Annotated in this window: 3 protein-coding genes; 2 read left to right on the forward strand and 1 reads right to left on the reverse strand. The window is 70.4% G+C overall.

Going from position 1 to position 2,909, the window contains the following annotated elements; all coding sequences use genetic code 11:
• Together VNT50_RS12405 and VNT50_RS12410 are read left to right on the forward strand one after the other, a co-directional pair.
• Positions 1–389 (forward strand): SDR family oxidoreductase (locus VNT50_RS12405; RefSeq protein WP_325485425.1); only part of this gene is annotated, 389 nt, incomplete at its 5' end.
• 2 nt (positions 390–391) lie between these two features.
• On the forward strand, positions 392–2,383 hold the full coding sequence (locus VNT50_RS12410; RefSeq protein ID WP_325485427.1) for a S9 family peptidase: 1,992 nt from the start codon (positions 392–394) through the stop codon (positions 2,381–2,383).
• Between the two features lie 21 nt (positions 2,384–2,404).
• Here the strand turns inward: VNT50_RS12410 and VNT50_RS12415 are convergent.
• The coding region (locus VNT50_RS12415) for an HdeD family acid-resistance protein (RefSeq protein WP_325485426.1) at positions 2,405–2,909 on the reverse strand (505 nt) is incomplete at its 5' end.

Below are 2,909 nucleotides of genomic sequence, written 5' to 3' on the forward strand. Positions count from 1 at the left end.
CGCTCCCGCTGCTCGGGTCGGGTTCGCGGGTCGTGTTCGTGACGAGCCACCAGGCGCACTTCATTCGCACGACCCCCACCATGCCCGAGTACCTCCCCGTTGCGCTGTCGAAGCGTGCGGGCGAGGACGCCCTTCGCGAGTTGATCCCCGACCTCGAGGAGCGCGGCATCGGCTTCGTCGTCGTGTCGGGCGACATGATCGAGGGGACGATCACCGCGACGCTTCTCGAGCGCGCCAACCCTGGCGCGATCGCGGGTCGCCGCGACTCGGCCGGCAAGCTCTACAACGTGTCGGAGTTCGCCGCCGAGGTCGCGCAGGCGGCCGTCGACCCGGTGCCGGATGACAACACGCGCCTCGTGGGCGACACAGGCGACTTCGCGGGGGAGTGACCTTGCGCGCCGCCGACATCGACAAGCTCGTGGCGGTCTCGCGCCCCTCGATCGCTCCCGACGGCGGCTTCGCGGTGTTCGCGACGTCGCGCGCCGACGTTGCGGCGAACCGCAACGTCGGCCAGCTCTGGCGCGTCGACCTCGACGGGTCAGGCCCCGCACGGCGAATCACTCGCGGCGTCGCCGACTCGTCGCCCCGGCTCTCGCCGGATGGGACGCTGATCGCGTTCATCCGTGAGGACGAGAAGAAGCGGCCGCAGGTGCACGTCGTCGCGGCGCGCGGGGGAGAGGCCCTGCGCGTGACAGACCAGCCGCTGGGGGCCGGATCGTTCGCCTGGTCGCCCGACGGCGCGCGCCTCGCGTACACGGCACGCGTCCCGGAGCCGGGCCGCTACGGCTCGGTCGAGGGGCTGGATGCCGCAGCCGAGGCGCCGCGGCACATCACGGGCGTGCGATGGCACTCCAACGGCGTCGGGTACACCGCCGATCGCCCGCGCCACGTTTTCGTCGTCGATGTGCCCGATGTGACGGGCGAACCGGCGTATGAGCCCGCTCCCGCCGTCCAGCCCGAGGGGGAGGAGCAGCCGAAGAAGGCCGCGGTCCCCAGCGAGTCCCTCCCGCTGACCGCCGGCGACGCGGACCACGCAGGCGTCACGTTCAGCGCAGACGGCTCTGAGATCCTGACCGTGGTCGACGAGATCGAGCCGCTGCGCCGCGATCTGCGCTCGCGCCTCGTCGCCGTGCGGGCCGACGGCTCCGGCGCGCGCGACGTGCTAGGCACGGAGCGCAACCTGTCGCTTGCCGACGTGGCCGTCGCCGATGACGGGACCATCGCCGTGCTCGCGTCCGATGTCGGCGCAGCGGGCGTCGACTTCGTCGCGCCCGGAACAGCGCTCTGGCTGCTCGAGGACGAGGGCCCGCGCCGGCTCACCGACGCCGAGACCATCGACCTCGGCGAGGTCGGCAGCCACATAACGCCCGTCGGCGAGGACTTCCTCGTGCAGAACCGCACGCGCGGCCGCGCGCACCTGCTGCGCGTGACCCGCCGCGGGGAGAGCACCGAGGTGCTTGCCGGCGACGTCGAGGCGGGCGGTCAGGATGCCGCGGGGGAGACGATCGTGGCGACCGTGGCGCGCGGCGACTCCTTCGGGGAGCTCGTCGTGATCGACCGAGATGGCGTGCGCACGGTCACCGACTTCGGTGCGCCGCTCCGCGAGGCGGGGCTCGCCCCGGTGCGTGAGCTGACCGTCGATGGTCGCGACGGCTACCCCGTGCACGGCTGGGTCGCGGTCCCGGAGGGCGAAGGGCCGCATCCCGTCATCCTCATGATCCACGGGGGTCCCTACGCGACATACGGCATCCACCCTTTCGACGAGGTGCAGACCCTCGTCGACGCCGGGTACGCGGTGGCGTACTGCAACCCCCGGGGCTCGGCCGGTTACGGCCGCGCCCATGGACGCAGCATCCGTCAGGCGATGGGAACCGTCGACTTCACCGACGTCATTGACTTTCTGGAGGGTGCTGTCGCGTCGTACGGCTCTCTCGACGGCGGGCGCGTCGGCGTCATGGGCGGTTCGTACGGCGGATACCTGACGGCGTGGGTCATCGCGCACGACCACCGCTTCTCGGCCGCCATCGTCGAGCGCGGATTTCTCGACCCGGTGTCGTTCCAGGGCACGAGCGATATCGGCTCGTTCTTCGGCGACGAGTACGTCGGCGCCGACGCGGGGGCGCTGCAGCGCCAGAGCCCGATGGCCGCGGCGGCGCAGGTGCGCACCCCGACGCTCGTCATCCACTCTGAACTGGATCTGCGCTGCCCCCTCGAGCAGGCGACGCGGTACTACTCGGCGCTCAAGCGCAACGGCGTCGAGGCCGAGCTGCTGGTCTTTCCCGGGGAGGACCACGAGCTCACGCGCTCGGGCCAGCCGCGGCACCGCCTGCAGCGGTTCGACGCGGTGCTCGACTGGTGGGCGCGGAAGCTCCCGGTGTCCTGACTCCGCACCCGCGTTGCGGTGTCAGGCGACCTTGTTGCCGAACGTGAACGCGCGGATGATCTGCACGATGCCGAGAACGACGAGTGCGATGCCGAGCAGCCACCACAACGCCACGATGTAGAGCGGCGAGAACAGCAGCACGATGCCGGCGACGATGCTCAGGATGGCGAAGAAGATCGTCCAGCCCTTCGAACCGGCGTCGCCGAGCGTGGAGAGCGCGACCACGCCTTCGATGATCCAGAGGATGCCGACGAGGATGCCGAGGAACACGGCCAACGCCAGCGTCGCCGTCGCGAGATCGATGAAGGCGTAGATGCCGGCGATGATGAAGATTACGCCGAGCAGGATGTGGCCGATGCGCGACCAGCCACCGCGGTTCTTCGTGAAGATGCCGAGACCGGCATATACCAGGCCGGCGATGATCAGGTACGCGGCGATGATGAAGGTGACGACGAACGCCGTCTTCTGCGGCCAGACCAGGATGAGGATGCCGACGATCAGGGTGATCACTCCACCGAGACCGAGG

Origin of the sequence: Microbacterium sp. (genome assembly GCF_035554235.1) — a bacterium.
In the GTDB taxonomy this organism is placed as follows: domain Bacteria; phylum Actinomycetota; class Actinomycetes; order Actinomycetales; family Microbacteriaceae; genus Microbacterium.